We start from the raw sequence: 16885 nt of genomic DNA on the forward strand, positions 1-16885 counted from the left end.
TTTTCCGCACCCGACGGCCATCACTGCTCGGCACCCGGATGCGATCGGGCCGCGGCACACGTCGAAATCCATCATGCGGTCAACGACTTCGCCGACGGTGGCCGCACCGACATCATCGAGTTGGCACCGGCGTGTCCCACCCATCATCGGATGGTGGGTGATCTACCCGGCCAGTACACCACCGGGAAAGTCAGATCGGGTCCGGATGAGGGCCGCACGTGGTGGCAACGCAACGCCAAACCCGGCCGACCCCAGAACGAAAAACAGGTCAACCGACTCCCCGATGTTGGACAACAGTATGTGGAACACCTGGCACAAGTACGTGCCGAAATCCACGGCACCGACACCGGCACCACCACCAGCAGCAGCACTGAGGCTGGTCAGCCCGGCAAGGTGACTCTCGACAGCACCACCGACGACGGGTACGTCATGATCGACGACGATGCCCTGGTGATCAAGGTGTTCGACCCACCCATCCACATCGAACCACCCATCGACATCACGCCGAACCCCGACCCGACAGACACTGGGTTGAGACTCCCGATCCGGGAAGTCATCACCCCCGTCGGGCCGATCGAGACCCGACTGGTCGAGATCCTGGAAGGCCTCGGACTCTGACATGGGAACGCACACCTTCGTGCGCCACACCCGACCGCGCTCGAAAGCAGCGAGACCACCTGCATGGCAGGTGGTCTCGCTGTTCTCGTCTTCAGTTGTCGGTCTATCGGTCCCTCAGACGCCGGCGGTCGCCCCGGTCAAGGGCGGGTGAGCGGCGAGTACTGCGTTCTCGTCGTCACTGAAAGCCCGTGAGCGAGATAGGAACCGCACTCCCTCTGGTGCCTCGAGGCTGAATCCTGCGCCCCGGCCCTTGACGACGTCGAGGACCAGCTGGGTGTGTTTCCACAGTTCGAACTGGTCGCCGTTGATCCAGACCCGCACGGCGGGAAGCGGTTCCGGGAGGACGATCTCGCCCACCAGCACATCGCGCTGGCCCACCCGGTACTCGCCGACGGGATAACACATCGGGGCGGAACCGTCACAGCATCCACCGCTCTGGTGGATCATGAGGCCGCCGTGCAGCTCCGACAACTTGGTCAGGAGCTGCACGGCGGTGTCTGTGGCGACCACCCGATCAGGAACGTTCTGTTCTGACACGGGGTTCACCTGCTTTCGGTCGAGCTGGCTCAGAAGCGGCGGGATCTCCCGATCAGAAGAAGCCCTTCGCGTTCTGAGCGTAACCGACCAGCAGGTTCTTGGTCTGCTGGTAGTGCTCGAGCATCATCAGGTGGGTCTCGCGACCGATGCCCGACTGCTTGTAACCACCGAAGGCGGCGTGGGCCGGGTAGTCGTGGTACGTGTTGGTCCACACACGACCGGCCTGGATCTCGCGGCCGGCGCGGTAGGCGGTGGCACCGTCGCGGCTCCAGACGCCGGCACCGAGACCGTAGAGGGTGTCGTTGGCGATGTGAATGGCGTCCGCGTAGTCCTTGAAGGTGGTCACGGCCAGCACCGGGCCGAAGATCTCCTCCTGGAAGATGCGCATCTTGTTGTGGCCGTCGAAGACGGTCGGCTTGATGTAGTAGCCACCCGACAGGTCGCCTCCGAGGTCGGCGGCCTCGCCACCGATGAGGACCTTGGCGCCCTCTTCCTTACCGATCGCCAGGTACGACTGGATCTTCTCGTACTGGTCGTTGGACGCCTGGGCACCCATCATGGTGTCGGTGTCGAGCGGGTTGCCCTGCTTGATCTTCGAGACACGGTCGACGGCCTTCTCGAGGAAGCTGTCGTAGATGCTCTCCTGGACCAGAGCGCGGCTCGGGCACGTGCAGACCTCACCCTGATTGAGGGCGAACATGCTGAAGCCCTCCAGTGCACGGTCGAGGAATCCGTCGTCGGCCGACATGACGTCGGAGAAGAAGATGTTGGGGCTCTTGCCGCCCAGCTCGAGGGTGACCGGGATCAGGTTCTCCGAGGCGTACTGCATGATCAGGCGGCCGGTGGTGGTCTCACCGGTGAACGCGATCTTGCGGATGCGGTTGCTCGAGGCGAGCGGCTTGCCGGCCTCGACGCCGAAGCCGTTGACCACGTTGATCACACCGGCCGGGAGCAGGTCGGCGATCAGGCTCATGACGTAGAGGATCGACGCCGGGGTCTGCTCGGCCGGCTTGAGAACCACTGCGTTGCCTGCGGCGAGCGCGGGGGCGAGCTTCCACACGGCCATCAGGATCGGGAAGTTCCACGGGATGATCTGGCCGACGACGCCCAGCGGCTCGTGGAAGTGGTAGGCGACGGTGTCCTCGTCGATCTCGGAGATCGACCCTTCCTGGGCGCGCAGGGCGCCGGCGAAGTAGCGGAAGTGATCGATCGCGAGCGGGATGTCGGCGGCGAGGGTCTCGCGGACGGCCTTACCGTTGTCCCAGGTCTCGGCGACGGCGATCTTCTCGAGGTTCTCCTCGAGGCGGTCGGCGATGCGCAGCAGCACCAGCGAACGCTCGGCGACCGAGGTCTTGCCCCACACCGGGGCGGCCTTGTGGGCGGCGTCGAGCGCGAGGTCGATGTCCTCGGCGGTCGAGCGGGCGACCTCACAGAAGGTCTTGCCGTCCACCGGGGACGGGTTCTCGAAGTACTGGCCCTTCACCGGAGGGGTCCACTGGCCGCCGATCCAGTTGTCGTAACGCGACTCGAAGCTCATCACCGAGCCCGCAGTGCCCGGCTTTGCGTAGACAGTCATCTCTTCTCCAGCTCCTCAGTGCATTCATCTGGGTGTCACCGGCGGTTGGTGGCCGCCAATGTGATCTGTTGCACAGCGTAGGAGTGGTGTGGTTGCAGCCACGTTGCAGATACGTTTGCAACGTTGGATGCCCTCAAAACCGCAGGTCAGCCCCCCGCCTGAACCTGAGCTCCGGGAAGCTGGAGCCGAAGTTGCCGATCGATGAGACCGAGGATCTCGGCGCGTACCTCACCGGCGACGATCCCGGTGGCCGGCGGCGCCGCCGGCGTACTGAACACGGTGAAGACCTGCGCCGACGACGAGGGCGGCTGGAGCGAGCCGGGCGGCCCCGGCGGTGGTGGCGTCGCCGCGGCCGTGATCCGGAACTCGAGGACGAACAGCGGCGGCCGGTCGGCGGCACCGAATGCCAGTCGGATCAGCCCCGGCCGGTTCTCCAACAGGTATCCCGCCGGGCGCGGCCCGGGCGCCGACGGCGCGAGGATCGCCAGCAGCGCATCATGCAGTGCACTCGGCGGAACCGGAGCGGTGACGGTCTGATCCGGGCGCGATCCCTGCATACCCCGCTGCGCAGCGGTGATCGCCGACTGCGTGGAGCGCGCCAGACCCGCACCGGCCTGCCGCGCCGCGCTCCCCACCCCCGCCAGAGCGGGTCCGAGGTCACTCGGCCACCGCACACGCCGTTTGTTCAGGACCGATCCGACGATCACCAGGATCACCCCGATGACGGCGATGGCGATCGCGCCGCCGTTCACCTGGAAGTCCGACGAGCTCGAACTACGTCCGGTGCCGAATTCGTACTCGTAGGTGTTTTCCACCGCGAACGCATACGACATGCCGGTCGCGAATGCGGTCAGGCCGAGCACGACAGCCAGGCTGCCCGGGGTACGCCCCGCGAGGACGAGGATGCCGATGACTGCGATGACCATTCCGGTGATGACCACACCGACTCCGGTCGTCACGATCCCGAGGGCCACCAGCACCAGCCCCGCCACGACGACGCCCATCGCGACCTTGCGGATCGGGACCGACCGGCGCTGAGGCCCGGGCCCCGGTGGCATGCCGCCCGGGATGGGACCGGGCCCCGGTGGCATGCCGCCCGGGGTGGGACCAGGCGGGATCGGGGGAAAGCCGGATCGAGTCATGCCGGGTAAGGGTAGGCGCCGACGGCGTCGTCGGGTATCGCCCGAAGATATGAAATCCAGGCAATTCAGGCGTTCATCCGGCCGCGACCCCGGCCGCCCCGGGGTCGGCATCGGCGTAGGCATCGGCATCGGCGCCTGACGCATGGGCGAGCATCTCGTCGAGCCGATCGAACATCCGCTGCTCGGTCAGCGCCCGCGCCATCGGCTCGCAGTGTCCGCTCGCCCCCTCCGCCGCGGTGAAGGCGATCAGCGTCGCCCGGTCACCGAGCATGGCGGCCAGTCTCTCGGACTGTCCGGGCCAGAACTGTTCGTCCTCGGGTGCGGTGATGAGCACGGGGGTGGCGATACGTGCGGCGACGTCATCGGTGAGGGTGTATTCGGCGACGGCCCGCATGGTGTCGGAGTAGCTGCCGGAGCCGTACGGGCGGGCACGCCAGTCCCACATCCGCTTGGTGGCCTTGCTCGCCTTCATCCCGATCGACATCATCGAGTCGAAGTCGGCGTACTTGCCCTGGGCGAGCTTCTTGCCCAGTGTGCCGCCGATGTTGTCCAGCCACGACGTCTGCACCTCGACGACGCCCGGGTCGACGACGGCCGCGGCGTACCGGTGCTCGAACGCCAACGCCCGCGGCACCCAGTACCCGGCCTGGCTGATGCCGTAGACCGCGAGTCGTCGCGGGTCGACGCCGGTCAGCCCGAGCACCGTGTCGGTGACCGGGGTCAGCACCGCCTCCCAGTCGGGCCGGAAGGTCACGCCGTGCTCGAAGAGCATCGACTGCTGACCCGGTCCGTCGAACATCACCACCCGGTAGCCGCGACGCAACGCCCCGTGCGCGGCCGACGACCACAGACCCGACACCGACCCGTCGCTGCCGTTGACCACCACCAGGGTGGGTCGCGGCTCGTCGCCGGCGTCGCCGGGTGAGAGGAACCAGCCCGGCAGCGTGGTGTCCTCGTACGGGATCGTCAGCCGACGTCCCACGAAGGGCCCGTCGTCGACGAATTTCTCCCAGGCGGCCCGGTGCTCGGCGAAGACCGGCATCCGCTCGGCGTCGTCGGCGATCCCGTCGAGCGCGTCGAAGGCCTCGGACAGATAGGTGGCCGCCCGCAGGTGGGCGAATGCCGCGCTGATGCGGTGTCCGCGTGCCGCGCCGGCATCGGCGTCGGCGGCCAGTCGCCGCCCGACGCGATGCCATGCCTCGTACCAGTCACGCTGGTGACCGGCGCCGACGGTGTCGATGGTGCGCAGGACCTCGCCGGCGTCGGCCGCCCCGGAGCCGCAGTAGCCGAGCAGCAGTCGCACCGAATAGTCGCGACCGGGGTCCGAGTAGAAACCCGTGGAGTAGGCGGTGTGGGTCGGATGCAGGATGTTCACGATCGATCGCTTTCGGTTTCGGTGGTGGCCCGGTCAGAGATGCCGGTCAGGGACGCGGTCCGGCGTGACCGGCGGGCACCGGTGCGGGTGGGGTGTCGGCGTCGGCGATGCGCCGGGTCCGCTTGACCGCGAAGACGATCAGGACGATCGGGATCACCCAGTTCAGCAGGACGTTGCCCGGATGACCGCCCGACACCGCGTCCGCACCGGCGAGTACTCCGGCGATCAGGTGACTGAGGGCCATGGCGAAGATCGTCCCCGCCCACAGCAGGCTGATGGCCTTGTTCTTCGCACGGAAGATCGGGCTGGACCAGTAGCGGGGGTCGACGGTCTCACGGGCGTACTGCTCGGTGAACGGCACCGTGTAGGCCGAGACCAGCATGACCAGACCGAGGATCACCGTGGTGGCGCCACGGCCGTAGTCGGTGAGCCACACGTCCATCGCATGTCCGCCGGTGAAGCCGATCGCGGAGATGATCCCGAAGGTGACGGCACCGGCCGCGTCCAGGATCTTGATCGAACGGCCCTGCAGCACGCTGACCAGGAGGAGTCCCGCGGCGGCGGCGAAGGCTGCGAGGCCCGCCCATCCGGCCGCGTCGGGGCCGAGGTGGGAGGCGACGAGGGAGAACAGTATCCACGGCGCGAGGCCGATGATCATGTCCTTGGCATTCATGGCGGGTCCTTCGGGTCTGCAGAGATCGTCTGAGGGAGGCGATGATTCGATGTGGTTCTCGAATCGGTGCTTCTCACTGTGCGCTGCACACCACATGCCCGTCGTCCGTCGGATGGCGGTGATTTCGCTGCCACAGGGCAATCCGCCACGAGCAGACCGCACGATCACCGCCCAGACGGATGTCATCGGCAGATGCCGCTCACCACGGCCGGGCGGTCAGCACCCGGATCGTCCCGGTCGGGCCCACCGCGGGACGTCGGCGCCGGTGCGCCCTCGGCAGGGGCGGGGCCTCAGACGCCGTAACGACGGTCGAGCAGCCGGATGCGTCCGCCCACGACGGCGCGGTCGGGGTGCCCGACGGGCAGTCGGTGTTCCAGCCGGCGCCACGCCTGCAGGTCGTCACGCCCGTGGATCGACGACGTCCAGGTGCGCAACGCACCCACCTCGCCCTCCGCGATCACCCGGGACCGGATGTCCTCGCGCACCACCTCGAAGATCTCGACGATGCCCGGCGCACTGGATTCGACGAGGAGCCCACCGCGGCCGAGGTCGTCGATGATCGCGCGGGTGTCGGCACCGTCGGCGACGCGGCGGCGCAGGTCGGCGAGGTCGGAGACCAGGTCGGCGGTGAGTCGGTACGGCCGCGACCGCACCACGTCGGGGCCCAGATCGCGACGCAGCCGGGAGATCTCGGCGCGAACGGTGACCGGGTCGATCTCGTCGCCGGCGAGTTGCATCGCCAGCTGCTCGGTGTTGAGGCCTTCGGGGTACTCCTGCAGCAGCACCAGGATCTCGGCATGCCGCCGGGACAGCTGCCGGGCGGTCCCGCTCCCCGACTCCCAGCGATAACCGTTGTCGCCCAACACCACCAGTCGGGCACCCGCCGGTTCCGGCGCCTCGGCGGCAAATGTCGCAGGATCGGCGAGATCGACTGCCTGCGAACGTAACTCGCGCTCGACGGCGGCGACCACCGAGCGGACCGCGGCGAGGGCGAACGGCGCGGCCACCTCACGGCCACCGGTCACGTCGATGACGCCGATGACATGTCCGGTGATCGGATCGTGCACGGGGGCCGCGGCGCAACTGAAATCCTGTACCGGTCCGGCGAAATGCTCGGGGCCGATCACCTGCACACCCTTGTCCATGGTCAGGGCCAGCCCGGGGGCATTGGTGCCGACGATGTCCTCACTCCACACCGAGCCCTCGACGAAGTTGATCCGGCCGGCCCGGTCCAGGGCCTCGGAATCGCCTTCCACCCACAGCAGCCGGCCGACCTGATCGGTCAGGGCGACGACGACGCCGGTGTCGGCGATGTCGTCGAGCATCAGCGATCGCACGAGTGGGCGGATCGAGGTGATCGGATGGGTGTCGCGGTAGCGGGCGAACTCGGCCATCGTCATGGTCGCGCTGACGTCGTCCTCCGGAACGGCCTCTCCCGGGTCTATCCCACGTTTGAGTGAGCGGGCCCAGGAATCACGCACCACCGATCGCACCGCATCAGTGGGCGGGTTGACCCCGACAAGGAATTCCTCGTAGGCACGACGAATCCGCGACGAGGGTCCAGCTTCGGCCATACATCCTCTCTCCGTCACCGGTGCCGTCAATTGTGCCGTGAAAAGTGTGATTGCGGCAACAACCCCCGGTTTCGACCCGGCCACACCGGAGTTCGGCACCCCCTCGCCCGCTCCCGGCGAGCAAGTGCATCGTTCGATCGACATCGCGCCGGCCGAACCATGTACAGCCAGGCATTTCGCACATACGCTTCCCGGGTGAAACGCGTCGTGTTCTCACTGTTCCTGGCGATCTTCACCCTCGTCGGACTGATCGCCCCACTGTTCCGGGCGATCCCGGAGTCGGCGTCGGAATCGTCGGCCGACCCGGTGACCATCACCGACTACACCGCCACCTATGACGTGTCCGCCGACGGTCTGCTCACCGCCCGCGAGACGGTGACCACCGCATTCCCGTCGGGCCGCCACGGGATCTTCCGGTTCTGGGACATCACCGACCCGGCCGATGCGAGGGTCCGCTACGAGCCGGAGAACATCGAGGTCACCTATGACGGCGGACCGGTCCCGGTGGAGATCGACGACAAACAGGGCCACCGGTTCGTGGTGGCGAAGATCGGCGACCCCGGCCGCTACGTGCCGCAGGGGGTGCACACCTATGTGATCACCTACACGGTGCGCGGGGCGCTCGCCCCCGGCACCTCCGACCAGTCGTCGTCGGGCAGCCGGACCGGGGAGGGCGGCTCGCATTTCCTGTGGCGGATCGTCGCCGACGGCTGGCAGATGCCCATCCAGCGGTCGACGACCACCGTCACGCTGCCGTCCGAACCGGTGTCGGCGGCGTGCAGCATCGGTACCCGCGAGGAATGTGTGGTGACCGAACAGGGTCCGACGACCCGCGTCGTCACCACGGGCCCGCTGCCGCCGATGATCGGTGTGTCCTTCCGCGCCGACCTCGCCGGCGCCGCTCCCCCACAGATCACCGCGCCGTGGCCGCAGCCGCTCGACCTGGTGCTGGGCCGCTCACCGACCGTCGTGATCGTGCTCCTGCTGGTGTCGGCGCTCACCTTTGCCCTCGGCGTCTACTGGGTGCTGCGCAGCCGTGAGGCGACGCCGCTGCTCCCGGTGATGTACGAGCCGCCACGCGATCCCGGGCAGACCGCAGGCTTCCTCGGGCCGGTGCAGACCTACTACGTGACCCGCGAGGCCGCCCCCGCCCGCGGTCTGGTGGCGACGCTGCTGCACATGGCCGACCGGGATCTGGTGCGGCTGCAGCGGTCCGGCGACGACTGGACCATCACCTCCCAGATCGACGCCGTCACCTGGAGCACCGCCGACCCGGTCAGCCAGGCGGTGGCCACGGCATTGGGTCTGGGCGGGAAGGGATCGAGTTTCCACGCCGACGGCTCGGTGTCGGCGGGCCGACAGCTCAACACCGCCAAGGGTGCGGCGGCCGGTGCCGCGGCGACGTGGGCGGTCGGGAGCGGGGTCCTGGCCCACAGCCGATCGGAGAAGACCGGCCGATGGCTGGTGGTGCTCGCCGTCGCGGCCGCGATCGCCGCGGTGTTCCTGGCGCCGTTCTCGTTGTGGCTGTTGCCTTTCGCCGCATTCGCCGTCGGCGGCGCCGGACTGTTCGTGTCCGGGGTCGGTACCCGCCGGACCCCGCTCGGACGCGACGTGTGGTCACGCGCAGGCGGATTCGAACGTCTGCTGTCGACGCCGTCGAATGTGGAGCGCCTCGACTTCAGTGCCCGGCGTGAGCTCTACACCGACTACATCCCGTATGCGGTGGCATTCGACTGCGCCGACGCATGGGCACGCAAGTACCGGATCGCCACCGGTGCCGAACCGCCGCAACCGGTCTGGCTGGTCTCCTCCGGATCGGGCTCCTCGCATGGCCTGTTCGGTGGGGGCGGCGGGATCGACAGCTTCGAGTCGAGCCTGTCCTCGGCGTTGTCGGCGTACTCGGCCAGCCAGTCCTCCTCGTCGTCGAGCAGCGGCGGCGGAGGCGGGGGTGGCGGTGGAGGAGGCGGGGGCGGCGGCTCCTGGTGAGATGCCCCCACCGGACCCCGCCGGCGCCCCTACCGCCACCCACACCGATGCCCATGCCCCGCACCGACTCGCACATCACCCGGATTCCCCCGTCACAGAAAGTCCTCCGATGCTCCTGACCGTCATCGTCGTCATCGTCGTCATCGTGTTCGTCGTGGCCCTCGCACTCGCCGCCGTCGGATTCAACAAACTGCGCCGCGCCGACATCACCGCCCAGGAGGCGCTCGGCGGCATCGACGTCCAGCTGACCCGCCGCGCCGATCTCATCCCCAATCTGGTGAACACCGTCAAGGGGTACGCCACCCACGAGCGCGGCGTGTTCGAGGAGGTGACCGCCGCACGTGCCGGGGTGGCGCGGGCGGCGCAGGGCGGCAGCGTCGAGGAGAAGGCCGCCGCCGAGGGGCGCCTCGACGGCGCACTCGGCCGGCTGTTCGCGGTGGCCGAGAACTATCCGGATCTCAAGGCGTCGTCGAATTTCGTCGCCCTGCAGACCGAGCTGTCCGACACCGAGAACAAACTGTCGTTCGCCCGACAGTTCTACAACGATGCGGTGTCGCGCCTCAATCAGCTGGTCCAGACCATCCCGTGGATGTTCTTCGCCGGGATGGCCAAGGTCGGCAACCGTGAGTTCTACCGCGCACCCGAGGGGCAACAGCAGCCTCCGGAGGTGCGGTTCTGACGGTCAGGGAATCCAGCCGTTGCGGCGCGGATAGCGTGCCCGCAGATGGCTGTACAGATAGGTACTGACCAGCAGGGCGACCGCGCTGCCGACCGCCGGCCACAAGAAGACGTTGCCGAACGAGTCACGGACGGCGGCGATCACCCAGAAGATGGTGAGCAGGACGGTCGCGATGGTGGCGAGCAGTCGGACGACGAGCACGAAGGTGGTGACGAGCCACCACAGTGTCGTCCGGACCTGATCGGCATCGGGGGCCATGGCTCGTAACGTTAACCCGCCGCGCCGTAACGCACACCTGACGCCCCAAAGAGCGGACAATCGACGGCATGCGCACCATTCTCAACGTCATCTGGCTCCTCCTCTGCGGATTGTGGATGGCGCTCGGCTACGTCGTCGCCGGGATCATCTGCTGCATCCTGATCATCACCATCCCGTTCGGCATCGCCTCCTTCCGGATGGCGAACTACGCTCTCTGGCCGTTCGGCCGGTCCGTCGTCCGCAAACCCGAGGCCGGGGCGATGTCGATGATCGGCAACATCATCTGGCTGTTGTTCGCCGGGATCTGGCTGGCCATCGGACACATCACCACCGGCATCGCCATGTGCATCACGATCATCGGTATCCCCCTGGGGATCGCGAGCTTCAAGATGGTGCCGATCGCCCTGCTGCCGCTCGGCGCCGACATCGTCCCGAGCGATCAGGTCGGCGCGGGTGGTGCCGCGGTGTCGGTGTGAACGCATCTCGCCGTACGCCCCGGCCGTAGGACGCGCCGCGACGGGACCTCACCCATCCGGATCCGTGACCGTTCCGAATAGCGGGCATGACGACATCGTTCAACGCGCTGCGCCCGCCGTCGATCGCCGTCGTGGGCAGTGGGGTCGCCGGACTCACCGCAGCCCACGACCTCTGCGAACACGCACGGGTGACGCTGTTCGAGGCCGACAGCCGACTCGGCGGTCACGCCCACACCCACCGGATCGCGACGCCGGACGGCCGCGAGGTCTCGGTGGATTCCGGGTTCATCGTGCACAACGACCGGACCTACCCGACCCTCCTCCGTCTGTTCGACGATCTGAAGATCCCCAGCAGGGAAACCGACATGTCGATGTCGGTGCACTCGGAGATCTCCGGTCTCGAGTACGCGGGCGCCCTCGGTGCCCGTGGCCTGTTCCCCACCCCGAGAAATCTGGTTCGCGGCCGCTACCTGCTGATGCTCGGCGAGATCGTGCGCTTCCACCGGGCCGCACGACGGGTCCTCGACTCCACCGGGTCCGACGAACCGCTCGACGCGTTCGTCGCCCGCCACCGCTTCTCGACGTACTTCCTCGACAACTTCCTGCTACCGCTGGTGGCCGCGGTGTGGTCGTGCGATTCCGATACCGCCGCGGGCTATCCGGCGCGATATCTCTTCACCTTCCTCGAGCATCACGGGATGCTGTCAGTCTTCGGGTCGCCCACGTGGCGGACCGTCGAGGGCGGATCGATCACCTACGTGGAGGCGGTCGCCGATCGTGTCCGTGACCACGGCGGTCGAGTCGTCCTCTCCGCCCCCGTCCGCCGCATCGTCGATCAGGGCGCCGGTGTCGAGATCACCGCCGGAGGCTTCGGCACCGGGCATTTCGACGCCGTCGTCGTCGCCACCCACCCCCATCAGGCGCTCGACATGCTCGCCGCACCCACCGACGCCCAGCGACGGGTACTCGGCGCGATCGACTACAGCGCCAAATCAGCTGTGCTGCACAGTGACACGTCGCTGTTGCCGCACTCCGCCCGGGCGCGGGCGGCATGGAACTACCAGATCCGCACCGACCAGATCCGCACCGACGCCCCCGCCCGCACGCAGACCGGGTCCGGGGTGCTCGACGGGTCCGGTGTCGCGGTCACCTACGATCTGACGCGCCTCATGCGCCTGGAGGTCCGCAGCCCCCGGATGCTGGTGACGCTCGGCCGGACCGATCTGGTCGATCCCGGCACGGTGCACGCGGAGATGACCTACGAGCACCCGGTCTACACCACCAGATCGGTTGCCGCACAAGCATGTCTACCGACGATCGACTCGCCCGCCGTCCGCTTCGCGGGCGCCTACCACGGGTGGGGTTTCCACGAGGACGGCGCCGCCTCCGGAGCGGCTGCAGCGCACCGGATCCTGACCGACACGATCCTTCCGGCCGGCTCCGCGAGGACCGTCCTTCCGGCCGAATCCGAGAGCTCCCTGGAGATGTCGTGACCACCACGCACGCACCGGCCCCGCCCACCACCGCGCTGGTGGTACGCACACGGATCACCCATGAACGGCGATCGCCCATCCGACACGCGTTCAGCTACTCCGGTACCTCGTGGCTGATCGACGTCGACGCACCACCGGCGATGCCGCGAGGACTGGGGTTGCTCGCCGACTTCCGTGCCGGCGACCATTTCCCGCAACCCGCCAGGCCCTCCGACACACTGCGCAGCCGTATCGACGAGTTCGTCCGCGACACAGGGATCGAACCCGCCGACGGCCGGATCGTCGCGCTGCTGTCGCCCCGGGTGGGCGGCTACGTCTTCAATCCGCTGAGTGTGTTCTGGTGTCATCGCCGCGACGGCACCCTGGCCCACGTCGTCGCCGAGGTCCACAACACCTACGGCGGCAGGCACTGCTACGTGGTGCACCCCGATGCCGACGGACGTGCGATGGTCGACAAGGAGTTCTACGTCTCCCCGTTCAACGACGTCTCGGGCCGGTACCGGCTGCGGGTACCGGAACCGAGGGGCGGCCGGGTCGCGGTGTCGATCATCCTCGATCGGGTCGGGCAGTCACCGTTCGTGGCCACCCTCACCGGTCAGGGACGACCGGTCGGAATCCGCACCGTCCTCGCCGCACAGGTGCGCACCCCGATGGCCCCGCTGGTGGTGGCCGCACGGATCCGTCTGCACGGCATCCGTTTGTGGGCACGACGCCTTCCCCTCCATCCACGTCCGCCCCGGCACTCGACGACGGGGCACTCCGCCACCACCGACGGCCCGGCAACCGACCGCACCATCACCGACCGGACAGCCGCCGACATCGCAAAGGGACAGTCATGAGTTCATCACGTCACCACCGGCTCGGCGTCGGGCATGCACAGCCCCACCCACCGGGCGTACCCGTTGCCGAGACACCTCCGATCGACGCCGACCGCTGGCCCGACGTCGCCGCGGTCCCCGACAGGTGGTCGGCCCGGACCCGAGAAGCCGTGGCCGCCTGGCTGTTCGCCCGGGCGAGCGCCGGGGTCGACGTGCGGATCGAGTACCCGGACGGAACCCGCAGCGGACGGTTCTCCCACGTCGTCCAGCCACGCATGATCATCCGACGTCCGGCCGATCTGTTCCGGCGGATCGGATCGCTGGGGTTGATCGGTGTCGGCGAGGCCTACATGGCCGGGGACTGGACCACCGACGACCTGGTCGGCGTACTCACCCCGTTCGCCGAGCACATCGCGCACGTGGTCCCACGCCCCCTGCAGATCCTGCGTCGTGCGGTACTGCCGCGACACCCCGCCGACGAGGAGAACACGACCGCCAACACCCGATCCAACATCTCTCGCCACTACGACCTGTCCAACGACCTGTTCGAGCTGTTCCTCGACGAGACGATGACCTACTCGGCGGCCCTGTTCACCCCCGCACCCACCGCCGAACCCGGCCGTCCGGTCTGGAACGACCTCGCCGATGCCCAACACCGGAAGATCGATCGTCTCCTCGACCTCGCCGGGGTCGGCCCCGGGACCCGGCTGCTCGAGATCGGCACCGGGTGGGGCGAGCTGTGCCTGCGCGCAGCGCAGCGTGGTGCCACGGTCCGCTCGGTCACGTTGTCGGTGGAGCAGCGCGACCTCGCGCGAGAACGCGTCGCGCGGGCGGGCCTCGCCGACCAGGTGCGCATCGATCTGCTCGACTATCGCCACGTCGACGACACCTATGATGCGGTGGTCTCGGTGGAGATGATCGAGGCCGTGGGCCAGAAGTACTGGCCCACCTATTTCTCCACCATCGACCGGGTGTTGGCACCGGGTGGCCGGGTGGCGATCCAGGCCATCACCATGCCGCATGACCGCATGCTCGCCTCGCGGAGCACCTACACGTGGGTGCACAAGTACGTGTTTCCGGGTGGCCAGATCCCGTCGCTACGGGCGCTCCGGACAGCGGCTGCCGAGCACACCTCCCTCCGCCTGGCCGACTCCTCGGCATTCGGCATGCACTACGCGGAGACCCTGCGGCTGTGGCGGGAACGGTTCCTCGCCCGGCGTACCCACCTGGCGCCGCTGGGATTCGATGCGACGTTCGCACGCATGTGGGACTTCTACCTGGCCTACTCCGAGGCGGGATTCCGGGCCGGATACCTCGATGTGCAGCACTTGGTCTTCCATCGTCCCTCCGACGGTCCCGACGACGCGCGGTTCGGGGGTGTCCGGTGACCGGGTGGGCCGGATTCGCCGCGCTGGCCGGGTGGTCACTGCTCTTCGTCGCGGTGCTGCAGGCGATCACGTGCGCGGTCGGGCGGCGCCTCGGCCGCGTCAACGTCGTCGACGTCGCCTGGGGTCTCGGCTTCGTCGGGATCGCGTGGTTGTCACTGATCCTCGGGGGCGGCGACCCGATTCGACGCTGGGTCCTCGCCGTCGGGGTGAGCGTGTGGGGTCTGCGCCTGGCATGGCACATGACGGTCAAGTCTGCCGGTAAGGGCGAGGATCCGCGATACGCCGAACTGCTGACACGCACCGGCGGGTACGGCCCCGACGGACCCCGACTGACGGTGGTCATCCGCCGGGTGTTCGCCATCCAGGGTGTAGCGCAGTGGTTCGTCTCGATCCCCCTCATGGTGTCGGCGGTCGCCGGGCCCACTCCCGGGTTCGCATGGATCGTCGCCGCGATCGGTATCGCGTTATACGTGCTCGGCCTGTTGTTCGAGGCGATCGGCGATGCCCAGCTGCGTGCGTTCAAGGCGGACCCGGCCAATCGTGGACGCATCATGGATCGTGGCCTGTGGGCGTGGACACGGCACCCGAACTACTTCGGGGACGCGTCGGTGTGGTGGGGCATTTGGTTGTTCACCGCGAGCGCCGGCGCCATGACCACCGGGACGTCGGTGATCGGCGCCCCCGGGCTCCTGTCCGTACTGTCACCGGTCGCGATGACGTATTTCCTGGTCTACGCCACCGGGGCGCGGCTGCTCGAGGAGTCGATGGGCAGCCGGCCGGGTTATCGCGAGTACCAGGAACGCACGTCGTATTTCCTGCCGCGTCCACCCCGGACGCCGGAGGTCCGGTGATGGACCGTGCAGAAACCGGGACGGGCTCCCGACACCGGCCGTTGATGGGGGTCGCGGCGCCGGTTAGGGTGATCGGCAATGAGCTCACAGACCCGCCCCGCGCCGGCACCGGGTACCGATGGTCTCGCCGAACTCCTCGGGCGGGTCGCCGGCGGCGACCGCGCGGCCTTCGCCGAGGTGTACGACCAGACCAGCCACCGTGTCTACGGGATGGTCTTGCGGGTTCTGCGCGATCCCGGATACAGCGAGGAGACCACCCAGGAGGTCTACCTGCAGGTGTGGCGATCGGCCGACACCTACGATCCCCGCTTGGGTTCGGCACTGTCCTGGATCATCACTCTCGCTCACCGACGCGCCGTCGACCGGGTCCGCTCGGAGACGGCCGCCACCCGACGCGACCTGGGATTCGCCGCCGATGAACACATGCCCGACTTCGACGTGGTGACCGCGGCCGCCGAGAGCAGAGAGACGCGCGAGGAAGTCCGCGGTTGCCTCGAGAGTCTGACCGAGGTCCAACGTGAATCGATCGGCCTGGCCTACTACCGGGGCCTGACGTATCGCGAGGTCTCCGAACATCTGTCCGTGGCCTTGCCCACGGTGAAGAGCCGGATCCGCGACGGCCTCAACCGCCTCCGTAACTGCTTGGGGGACAACCATGTCTGACGATGAACTACTCGATCTCGCCCCGATCCTCGGCCTGCACGGACTGTCGCCGGCCGAGCTCGACTCGGTCCGCCGCAGGCGTGCCCTCGCCGATGCGCAGACCCGTCTCGAGTTCGACGACCTGGTTCGCCACACCCGCGAGGCGATGGCCACGGTGAGCACCACCACTGTCACCGAACCTCCTGCGACGCTGCGTGTTCGGCTCCTCGAGGCCATCGGCACCGATTCCGCCGACGATTCCCCCGCCGTCGACACCGAGCCCGCACCTCCCGAGCCGATCCCGCTGGTCCCACGGCAGGACCGCAGTCGCCGGAACCCGCGCCGCCTCGCCTATGCGGTCGCCGCCGCGGCGGTGGCGATCGCCGTCGGTGGCCTCGGTTGGGCGATCGGCAGCGGCCTGTCGACACAGCAGGCCCCGACCGAACCGGCCACCGCCCAGCAGGTGTTCACCGCGGGCGACGTGCGGTCGGCCTCCGGCGCGGTCGCCGGCGGGCAGGCGACGTTGACCTACTCCGACACCGCCGATGCCGGAGTCCTGGTGATGAACGATGTGCCGCCCCCTCAGCCGGGGTCGGTGTATCAGATGTGGCTGCTCGGTCCGAACGGTGCCACCTCGGCGGGCACCATGACCGACAAGGACGTGGCCCCGTCGACCACGGCGGTGATCCCGCATCTCGGTGACGCGACGGCGCTGGCGTTCACGGTCGAACCGCCGGGCGGGTCCGCCTCGCCCGGTGCCATCGTCGCCGAGCTGCCCCTGCGCTGATCCGGGCGGGTT

17 protein-coding genes are annotated in these 16885 nt (G+C 68.4%); 10 read left to right on the forward strand and 7 right to left on the reverse strand.

Going from position 1 to position 16885, the window contains the following annotated elements:
• Positions 1-618: HNH endonuclease signature motif containing protein (locus GD1_RS24995; RefSeq protein WP_169798184.1), on the forward strand; the 618-nt coding region annotated here is incomplete at its 5' end.
• 114 nt (positions 619-732) lie between these two features.
• On the opposite strand, the gene GD1_RS08220 is transcribed toward GD1_RS24995, so the two are convergent.
• From GD1_RS08220 to GD1_RS08245, 6 genes are all read right to left on the reverse strand, one after another.
• Positions 733-1155: a DUF779 domain-containing protein gene (locus GD1_RS08220; RefSeq protein ID WP_020792178.1), complete on the reverse strand. Its 423-nt coding sequence runs from the start codon at positions 1153-1155 to the stop codon at positions 733-735.
• 52 nt (positions 1156-1207) lie between these two features.
• Positions 1208-2731 (reverse strand): aldehyde dehydrogenase, encoded by a 1524-nt coding sequence (gene adh / locus GD1_RS08225; protein WP_059036668.1) that lies wholly within the window; start codon positions 2729-2731, stop codon positions 1208-1210.
• A gap of 146 nt (positions 2732-2877) precedes the next feature.
• Complete coding sequence (locus tag GD1_RS08230; RefSeq protein ID WP_059036669.1) at positions 2878-3735, reverse strand: hypothetical protein; 858 nt, start codon at positions 3733-3735, stop codon at positions 2878-2880.
• 211 nt (positions 3736-3946) lie between these two features.
• Positions 3947-5248: an alpha/beta hydrolase family protein gene (locus tag GD1_RS08235; protein ID WP_053776969.1), complete on the reverse strand. Its 1302-nt coding sequence runs from the start codon at positions 5246-5248 to the stop codon at positions 3947-3949.
• Between the two features lie 46 nt (positions 5249-5294).
• Positions 5295-5921, reverse strand: a complete 627-nt coding sequence (locus GD1_RS08240; protein ID WP_053776968.1) for a hypothetical protein — start codon at positions 5919-5921, stop codon at positions 5295-5297.
• 290 nt (positions 5922-6211) lie between these two features.
• Positions 6212-7495 carry a helix-turn-helix domain-containing protein gene (locus GD1_RS08245; RefSeq protein WP_053776967.1) on the reverse strand — a complete coding sequence of 428 codons (1284 nt, stop codon included), beginning with the start codon at positions 7493-7495 and terminating at the stop codon, positions 6212-6214.
• A 195-nt stretch (positions 7496-7690) separates the two neighbouring features.
• Here GD1_RS08245 and GD1_RS08250 point away from each other — a divergent pair, with 195 nt between their 5' ends.
• Both GD1_RS08250 and GD1_RS08255 read left to right on the forward strand, forming a co-directional pair.
• On the forward strand, positions 7691-9481 hold the full coding sequence (locus GD1_RS08250) for a DUF2207 domain-containing protein (RefSeq protein WP_059036711.1): 1791 nt from the start codon (positions 7691-7693) through the stop codon (positions 9479-9481).
• 109 nt (positions 9482-9590) lie between these two features.
• Positions 9591-10160 carry a LemA family protein gene (locus GD1_RS08255; RefSeq protein WP_059036670.1) on the forward strand — a complete coding sequence of 190 codons (570 nt, stop codon included), beginning with the start codon at positions 9591-9593 and terminating at the stop codon, positions 10158-10160.
• A gap of 3 nt (positions 10161-10163) precedes the next feature.
• Here GD1_RS08255 and GD1_RS08260 read toward each other — a convergent pair whose 3' ends face one another.
• Positions 10164-10418 carry a hypothetical protein gene (locus GD1_RS08260; RefSeq protein ID WP_020792587.1) on the reverse strand — a complete coding sequence of 85 codons (255 nt, stop codon included), beginning with the start codon at positions 10416-10418 and terminating at the stop codon, positions 10164-10166.
• 68 nt (positions 10419-10486) lie between these two features.
• On the opposite strand from GD1_RS08260, the gene GD1_RS08265 reads away from it, so the two are divergent.
• From GD1_RS08265 to GD1_RS08295, 7 genes are all read left to right on the forward strand, one after another.
• Positions 10487-10894 carry a YccF domain-containing protein gene (locus GD1_RS08265; RefSeq protein ID WP_059036671.1) on the forward strand — a complete coding sequence of 136 codons (408 nt, stop codon included), beginning with the start codon at positions 10487-10489 and terminating at the stop codon, positions 10892-10894.
• Between the two features lie 86 nt (positions 10895-10980).
• Complete coding sequence (locus GD1_RS08270) at positions 10981-12387, forward strand: NAD(P)/FAD-dependent oxidoreductase (protein ID WP_059036672.1); 1407 nt, start codon at positions 10981-10983, stop codon at positions 12385-12387.
• Positions 12384-13226: a DUF1365 domain-containing protein gene (locus GD1_RS08275; protein ID WP_083533971.1), complete on the forward strand. Its 843-nt coding sequence runs from the start codon at positions 12384-12386 to the stop codon at positions 13224-13226. Before GD1_RS08270 ends, GD1_RS08275 begins: the two co-directional genes overlap by 4 nt.
• Positions 13223-14593, forward strand: a complete 1371-nt coding sequence (locus GD1_RS08280; RefSeq protein WP_083533973.1) for a class I SAM-dependent methyltransferase — start codon at positions 13223-13225, stop codon at positions 14591-14593. The genes GD1_RS08275 and GD1_RS08280 overlap by 4 nt, the downstream gene beginning before the upstream one ends.
• On the forward strand, positions 14590-15444 hold the full coding sequence (locus tag GD1_RS08285; protein ID WP_059036673.1) for a DUF1295 domain-containing protein: 855 nt from the start codon (positions 14590-14592) through the stop codon (positions 15442-15444). Before GD1_RS08280 ends, GD1_RS08285 begins: the two co-directional genes overlap by 4 nt.
• Before the next feature lie 78 nt (positions 15445-15522).
• Positions 15523-16107 carry a sigma-70 family RNA polymerase sigma factor gene (locus GD1_RS08290; protein WP_059036674.1) on the forward strand — a complete coding sequence of 195 codons (585 nt, stop codon included), beginning with the start codon at positions 15523-15525 and terminating at the stop codon, positions 16105-16107.
• On the forward strand, positions 16100-16873 hold the full coding sequence (locus GD1_RS08295; protein ID WP_059036675.1) for an anti-sigma factor: 774 nt from the start codon (positions 16100-16102) through the stop codon (positions 16871-16873). The genes GD1_RS08290 and GD1_RS08295 overlap by 8 nt, the downstream gene beginning before the upstream one ends.
• The last annotated feature ends 12 nt before the right edge of the window (positions 16874-16885 follow it).

The organism is Gordonia desulfuricans NBRC 100010 (assembly GCF_001485495.1).
Lineage (GTDB): Bacteria > Actinomycetota > Actinomycetes > Mycobacteriales > Mycobacteriaceae > Gordonia > Gordonia desulfuricans.

What these genes read in the sequence shown, in the direction of transcription:
- adh (WP_059036668.1), bottom strand. Translation starts at nt 2,731, where the DNA reads ATGACTGTCTACGCAAAGCCGGGCACTGCGGGCTCGGTGATGAGCTTC.
- GD1_RS08230 (WP_059036669.1), bottom strand. Translation starts at nt 3,735, where the DNA reads ATGGGCGTCGTCGTGGCGGGGCTGGTGCTGGTGGCCCTCGGGATCGTG.
- GD1_RS08240 (WP_053776968.1), bottom strand. Translation starts at nt 5,921, where the DNA reads ATGAATGCCAAGGACATGATCATCGGCCTCGCGCCGTGGATACTGTTC.
- GD1_RS08245 (WP_053776967.1), bottom strand. Translation starts at nt 7,495, where the DNA reads ATGGCCGAAGCTGGACCCTCGTCGCGGATTCGTCGTGCCTACGAGGAA.
- GD1_RS08255 (WP_059036670.1), top strand. Translation starts at nt 9,591, where the DNA reads ATGCTCCTGACCGTCATCGTCGTCATCGTCGTCATCGTGTTCGTCGTG.
- GD1_RS08260 (WP_020792587.1), bottom strand. Translation starts at nt 10,418, where the DNA reads ATGGCCCCCGATGCCGATCAGGTCCGGACGACACTGTGGTGGCTCGTC.
- GD1_RS08265 (WP_059036671.1), top strand. Translation starts at nt 10,487, where the DNA reads ATGCGCACCATTCTCAACGTCATCTGGCTCCTCCTCTGCGGATTGTGG.
- GD1_RS08270 (WP_059036672.1), top strand. Translation starts at nt 10,981, where the DNA reads ATGACGACATCGTTCAACGCGCTGCGCCCGCCGTCGATCGCCGTCGTG.
- GD1_RS08280 (WP_083533973.1), top strand. Translation starts at nt 13,223, where the DNA reads ATGAGTTCATCACGTCACCACCGGCTCGGCGTCGGGCATGCACAGCCC.
- GD1_RS08290 (WP_059036674.1), top strand. Translation starts at nt 15,523, where the DNA reads ATGAGCTCACAGACCCGCCCCGCGCCGGCACCGGGTACCGATGGTCTC.
- GD1_RS08295 (WP_059036675.1), top strand. Translation starts at nt 16,100, where the DNA reads ATGTCTGACGATGAACTACTCGATCTCGCCCCGATCCTCGGCCTGCAC.